Source organism: Moorena sp. SIO3I6 (assembly GCF_010672095.1).
On record NZ_JAAHHU010000464.1, the window covers coordinates 1 to 3,344 of the forward strand.

The 3,344-nt window shown below is 45.2% G+C and carries 3 protein-coding genes; 1 reads left to right on the plus strand and 2 read right to left on the minus strand.

The features are described from left to right. Positions 1 to 500 (minus strand): bifunctional phosphoribosyl-AMP cyclohydrolase/phosphoribosyl-ATP diphosphatase HisIE (gene hisIE / locus F6K49_RS37990; protein ID WP_293105409.1); only part of this gene is annotated, 500 nt, incomplete at its 3' end. Positions 501 to 804: 304 nt separating this feature from the next. On the opposite strand from hisIE, the gene hemL reads away from it, so the two are divergent. Then, complete coding sequence (gene hemL / locus F6K49_RS37995; protein WP_293105412.1) at positions 805 to 2,112, plus strand: glutamate-1-semialdehyde 2,1-aminomutase; 1,308 nt, start codon at positions 805 to 807, stop codon at positions 2,110 to 2,112. 314 nt (positions 2,113 to 2,426) lie between these two features. Here hemL and F6K49_RS38000 read toward each other — a convergent pair whose 3' ends face one another. Continuing rightward, positions 2,427 to 2,918 (minus strand): YajQ family cyclic di-GMP-binding protein, encoded by a 492-nt coding sequence (locus F6K49_RS38000; RefSeq protein ID WP_293019468.1) that lies wholly within the window; start codon positions 2,916 to 2,918, stop codon positions 2,427 to 2,429. Between the last annotated feature and the right edge of the window lie 426 nt (positions 2,919 to 3,344).

A 3,344-nucleotide genomic window follows, 5' to 3' on the forward strand; every position in this document is an offset into this window, starting at 1 on the left:
GCTTCTTCCCCAATTTTTTTAAGAATCTTATTATCCCCACCCTTAAACAACTTACAGGTATAGGACCCTTCTACGGGATGGTCACGGCGATCGCAAATTATCTCAAACAACTGAGACAAGGTATCTGCTGGAGGGTCTACTTTCTTAGCCCCCACTCGATGGAAACAGCTACGCTCACCGGTATGGCAGGCAATATCACCAATTTGTTCCGCCGTCACCAGTAAAGCATCACTGTCACAGTCGTAGCGGATAGATTTTATCTTTTGTAAATGCCCAGATGTAGCACCCTTGTGCCACAATTCCTGACGAGAGCGACTCCAAAACCAGGTTTCTCCTGTATCGAGGGTTTTTTGCAATGACTCCCGATTCATCCAAGCCATCATTAGTACCGTACCATCTAGGTAATCTTGGACAATGGCTGGCACTAGTCCTTGATCGTTGTAGCGAATTTGGTCAACTGGTATAGCTTGGCTAATGGAAGTCGGTTCAGATGCTGACATAGTTTTAGGGCAACAGATTGAAACACCCAGCCGGTCAAACAGCTTTAATGAGATACACCCTACAAGATACCACACCTGACATCCAATTGATCACTAAATATTGATCAGTAAATCTGGATTCTTTCTTTACAAATTCAAAACGGATCAGCCTCCATAGGATAATAGTCTCTTGTCCAGTATTGCCCCTAAGCCGAAGTTCCCTGAGCCAAAGTTCCCTGTTGCTCTGTTTAAGGGGGGTAATGGGGTGATCGCCTTTTCCCTTATTTTCAACTAACTCGTACACTATTAATATTAGGAGACTATTTTGGTTAGCACTACGTCGTTTAAAACCACTAAATCACAAGAAATTTTCAGCGCCGCCAAGAACCTAATGCCAGGAGGGGTAAGCTCCCCAGTCAGAGCCTTTAAATCAGTAGGGGGAGAACCGATTGTATTTGACCGAGTTGAAGGAGCATACATCTGGGATGTAGATGGCAACCAGTACATTGACTATGTAGGTACCTGGGGACCAGCCATTTGCGGTCATGCTCATCCAGAAGTTATTGGGGCATTGCACCAGGCTCTAGACAAGGGTACCAGTTTTGGCGCTCCCTCTGCCCTAGAGAACGTGCTAGCACAAATGGTGATTGACGCCGTTCCTAGTATTGAAATGGTGCGGTTTGTTAATTCTGGCACCGAAGCCTGTATGGCAGTGCTGCGCCTGATGCGTGCCTTCACAGGACGGGACAAAATTATCAAATTTTCTGGCTGCTACCATGGTCACGCTGATATGCTGCTGGTACAAGCTGGTTCTGGAGTCGCTACTCTAGGTTTACCGGATTCCCCTGGTGTTCCTAAGTCGGCCACTGCTAATACTTTAACCGCTACCTATAATGACCTGGACGCCGTTAAAGCTTTATTTGAGCAATATCCCAATGAGATTGGTGGGGTCATCCTAGAACCGGTGGTAGGAAATTCTGGTTTCATCACTCCTGTGCCTGGTTTTCTTGAAGGCTTGCGGGAACTGACTCAAAACCATGGCGCTCTACTGGTGTTTGATGAAGTGATGACTGGCTTCCGGATTGCCTACGGTGGTGCTCAGGAGAAATTTGGCATCACTCCTGACCTGACTACCCTAGGTAAAATTATCGGTGGTGGTTTGCCCGTGGGAGCCTATGGCGGACGAAAGGATATCATGTCGATGGTGGCACCAGCAGGGCCAATGTATCAAGCCGGAACCCTTTCTGGGAATCCTCTAGCCATGACAGCAGGCATTAAAACCCTGGAGTTACTGAAGAAACCGGGTACCTATGAACAGCTAGATAGTATTACTAAAAAGCTCTCCGAGGGATTACTGCAAATTGCTAAAGATGCTGGTCATGCAACTACTGGTGGTTACATCAGCGCTATGTTTGGCATGTTCTTTACTGGTGTTCCTGTTCACAACTTCGATGATGCCAAAACCTCTGATTCATCCAAATTCACTGCTTTCCATCGGGGCATGTTAGAGCGTGGGATTTACCTAGCCCCCTCACAATTTGAAGCAGGATTTACTTCCCTAGCTCACACCGAGGAGGATATTGACCGCACATTAGCAGCAGCTAAGGAAGTCATCTCTGGGATCAAGCCATAGTAGTCTAGAGTGTAAGCATTTAGCTATCAGCTATCAGTTATCAGCTATCAGTTATCAGCTATCAGCTATCAGCTATCAGCTATCAGCTATCAGCTATCAGCTATCAGCTATCAGCTATCAGCTATCAGCTATCAGCTATCAGCTATCAGCTATCAGCTATCAGCTATCAGCTTATGTGTCACAGGCTAGAAGCCTGTGCCACCTTGATGTGCTTTTGAATAAAATAAGCTGACGGCACCTCAAGTAGCGTGAGCTTTTAGCTCACGGCTGACGGCTGACGACTGACGGCTGATAGCTGAAGGCTGAATGCTTACTTAGCGATAGTTAGTAAATTGCAAAGCAATCGGCAAATCTTCTTGCTTCAACCGCTGGATGATATCTTGTAAGTCATCCTTAGATTTGCTAGATACTCTAACTGAATCACCTTGAATCGAGGCTTGTACTTTTTTAAATTCATCTCGAATCAATTTGGTGATTTTTTTACTATATTCTTGGCTAATGCCTTTTTTTAGCGTGATTTCTTGGCGGACACGATTACCACTAGCTGATTCTACTTTACCATAGTCGAAGATTTTTTGCGAAAGTTCCCGTTTCGCGGCTTTGGTACGAATAACAGTATGCACAGCATCTAGGGTGAATTCACTATCAGTATTGATGGTGATAGATTCTTCTCCTAATTCAACAGTGGTTTTAGTATCTTTGAGGTCGTAACGACTTTTGATTTCACGAATAGTTTGATCCACAGCATTGACCAACTCTTGTCGATCAAAGTCACTAACAATATCAAAAGAATAGGTACTAGCCATAATTAATAACGGTCAGCGGTAGGCCGTGAGCAATAGTGACTCACTATCTAACAGCTTAAAACCAAAATGGAAATTTGTTGCACCCTATACAAAATTTTTAAACCTATTGATATCAAGCCCGGTAGCATCAGTCTTGAATAAGCCCATAAGTCTTGGGGAGGTGGCTCAACCTGGTGGCTCTCAAGACAAATGACCAACAACCAAAACTATCAAGGCCCGAAGCAAGTGGACTTGATCTGGTCTAGCCACTGACGCTGCTTATATCAAGTCAGGTTGAATACCCATAATTAGAGGGAGGGTGGGGAGATGGGGAGATGGGGAGATGGGGAGATGGGGAGATGGGGAGATGGGGAGATGGGTAGATGGGGAGATGGGGAGATGGGGAGATGGGGAGATTTTTATTAAGGGTAATTATCCCGACATGAT

Coding starts and splice junctions, on each gene's coding strand:
- F6K49_RS38000 (WP_293019468.1), bottom strand. CDS start 2,918: ATGGCTAGTACCTATTCTTTTGATATTGTTAGTGACTTTGATCGACAA.